General features: G+C 72.2%; 1 protein-coding gene. It reads left to right on the top strand.

Translation table 11 applies throughout. The annotated features are described in order from the left end of the window. Positions 1-3,025 (top strand): beta-ketoacyl synthase N-terminal-like domain-containing protein (locus tag WA788_RS35155; protein ID WP_443034148.1); only part of this gene is annotated, 3,025 nt, incomplete at both ends.

Raw genomic sequence — 3,025 nt, 5'->3', positions numbered from 1 at the left:
GCTGGCGGCGGTGTGGGAGGCGGCCGGTGTCGCGCCCGAGGCGGTGGTGGGGCATTCGCAGGGTGAGATCGCGGCGGCGACGGTGGCGGGGATGTTGTCGTTGGAGGATGGCGCGCGGGTGGTGGCGTTGCGGTCGCAGTCGTTGAAGGTGTTGGCGGGTGCGGGCGGGATGTTGTCGGTCAGCAGGTCTGTGGGCGAGGTTGAGGAGCGGTTGGTCCGGTTCGGGGACGCTGTTGCGCTGGCGGCGGTCAATGGGCCTTCGGCGGTGGTGGTGTCGGGTGAGCCCGCGGCGTTGGAGGAGTTGAAGGCGGAGTTCGAGGCAGAGGGCACTCGGGCGCGGATGGTGGCGGTGGATTACGCGTCCCACTCGGCGCAGGTGGACCGCCTGGAGGCGGAGATCACGTCCGTTCTGGCGGGGATCAGTCCGCGTCGGGGCCGGGTCCCCATGGTGTCGGCGATGACCGGCGAGACCCTGACGGGTGAGGAGTTGGATGCCGGTTACTGGTTCCGCAGTCTCCGTGCGACGGTTCATTTCGACCGTGCGGTGCGGACGTTGGCGGGCCGCGGCCATCAGCTCTTCGTCGAGGTGACCCCGCACCCGGTCCTGATGGGTGCGATGAACGACACCCTGGAAGAGGTCGCGCGGGAAGCGGGCCCGGGGGTGGTGCCGGGTGCGGTGTGTGCGACGTTGCGGCGGGACGAGGGCGGCGCCGTACGGCTGCTGACCTCGCTGGCCGAGGCGTTCACGGCCGGGGCGGCCGTGGACTGGACGTCGGTGCTGCCCGCCGGCGACCTGGTCGAACTGCCCACCTACGCTTTCCAGCACGATCGCTACTGGCTCGACGCCGACCCGTCCTCGCCCGCCGCCGAACTCCTTCCGACCGGGCTTGACGCCCACCCCGTCGCCGACCCCGCGCCCGACGGCCTGCGCGGGCAGCTCGCCGGGCGGCCCCGGCCCCAGCAGGAGCAGTTGGTCCTGGACCTGGTCAGGAACCAGGCCGCCGCGGTGCTGGGACACGGCTCGCCCGACGCCCTCGACCCCGCGCGCACGTTCAAGGAGTTGGGCTTCGACTCCGTCACCGGCGTCGACCTGCGCAACCGGCTGAGCGGCGCGGCGGCGCTCCGGCTGCCCACCACGCTGATCTACGACCACCCGACGCCGCTGCTGCTTTCGGCGTTCCTGCGCGGAGAGGCGCTGGGCGACAGCGGTGCTGACGGTCCCGCTGACCCCGGCCCGATCCGGACCGGGACCGGGACCGGGACCGACGAGCCGATCGCGATCGTGGCGATGAGCTGCCGCCTGCCCGGTGACGTCAGCACTCCCGAGCAGCTGTGGGACCTGCTGGCCGCCGGCGGCGACGCGGTCGGGGAACTCCCCGGCGACCGCGGCTGGGACCTCGCCCCGCCGCCCGGTTCGTCCGAGGACCGCTCCCTCGCGTCCGCCACCCGCGGCGGCGGATTCCTCACCGCGGCCGCCGAGTTCGACGCGGAGTTCTTCGGGATCAGCCCGCGTGAGGCGCTGGCCATGGACCCGCAGCAGCGGCTGCTGCTCGAACTGTCCTGGGAGGCCTTGGAGCGCGCGGGCATCGACCCGACCGGCCTGCGGGGCAGTGCGACCGGCGTCTTCGCGGGTGCCTCCGCGTCCGGGTACGGCGCCGACGCACCCGAGGAACTCGAAGGCCACCTCCAGCCGGGCGTCACCCCGAGCGTGATCTCCGGTCGGGTCGCCTACACCCTGGGCCTCGAAGGCCCCGCCCTGACAGTGGACACGGCGTGCTCGTCCTCCCTGGTGGCGCTGCACCTGGCCGCCCGGTCCCTGCGCTCCGGCGAATGCACGCTGGCCCTCGCCGGGGGCGTCACCGTGCACGCCACCACGTCCTGGCTGAACTGGTTCCGCCGGCAGCGGGGACTGGCCGCGGACGGGCGCTGCAAGGCGTACGGGGACCAGGCCGACGGCATGGGCATGGCCGAAGGCGCCGGCCTCCTGGTCCTCGAGCGGTTGTCGGACGCGCGGCGCAACGGGCACCGCGTGCTGGCGGTGGTGCGGGGGAGTGCGGTCAATCAGGATGGTGCGTCGAACGGTCTGACGGCGCCGAACGGTCCGTCTCAACGGCGGGTGATCCGGGCGGCGTTGGCGGACGCGGGGTTGACGTCGGCCGATGTGGATGTGGTGGAGGGGCACGGTACGGGGACGGCGTTGGGTGATCCGATCGAGGCGCAGGCGCTGCTGGCGACCTACGGTCAGGACCGTCCGGACGACCGGCCGTTGCTGTTGGGTTCCGTGAAGTCGAACATCGGGCACACGCAGTCGGCGGCGGGCGTGGCGGGCGTGATCAAGCTCGTCCTAGCGCTCCGGCACGGGCTGGTCCCGCGGACCCTGCACGCCGACACCCCGTCCTCGCATGTGGATTGGGACGCGGGCGCGGTGCGTCTCGCCACCGACTCCGTGCCGTGGCCGGAGTCGGCGGACCGCCCTCGGCGCGCTGGCGTCTCCTCGTTCGGCATCTCCGGTACGAACGCGCACGTGATCGTGGAGCAGGCTCCGGCCGAGGCCGCGGTGGAGGGTGCGCCGTCTGGTGGTGTGGGGTTGCCGGTGGTGCCGTGGGTGGTGTCGGGTCGGTCGGTTGAGGGGTTGGCGGGGCAGGCGGGGCGGTTGTTGGAGTTCGTGGGGGAGGGGTGTGGGCGGGCTGATGTGGTGGATGTGGGGTGGTCGTTGGTGTCGTCGCGTGCGGTGTTGGAGCATCGTGCGGTGGTGCTTGGTGGGGATGGGGCGGAGTTGTGTGCGGGGTTGGGTGCGGTGGCGGAGGGTGTGGAGGCGCCTGGTGTGGTGTCGGGTGTGGTGGGTGGTGTGGGTCGGTTGGGGTTGGTGTTTACGGGTCAGGGTGCGCAGCGGGTGGGGATGGGTCAGGGGTTGTATGGGGTGTTTCCGGTGTTTCCGGTGTTTGCGGAGGCGTTTGATGAGGTGTGTGGGGTGTTGTCAGAGCTGGTGGGTGGGTCGGTGGGTGCGGTGGTGCGGGGTGAGGGT

Source organism: Streptomyces sp. CA2R106, from assembly GCF_037034245.1.
Classification (GTDB): domain Bacteria; phylum Actinomycetota; class Actinomycetes; order Streptomycetales; family Streptomycetaceae; genus Actinacidiphila.
This window is presented reverse-complemented; position numbering and strand designations above follow the sequence as displayed.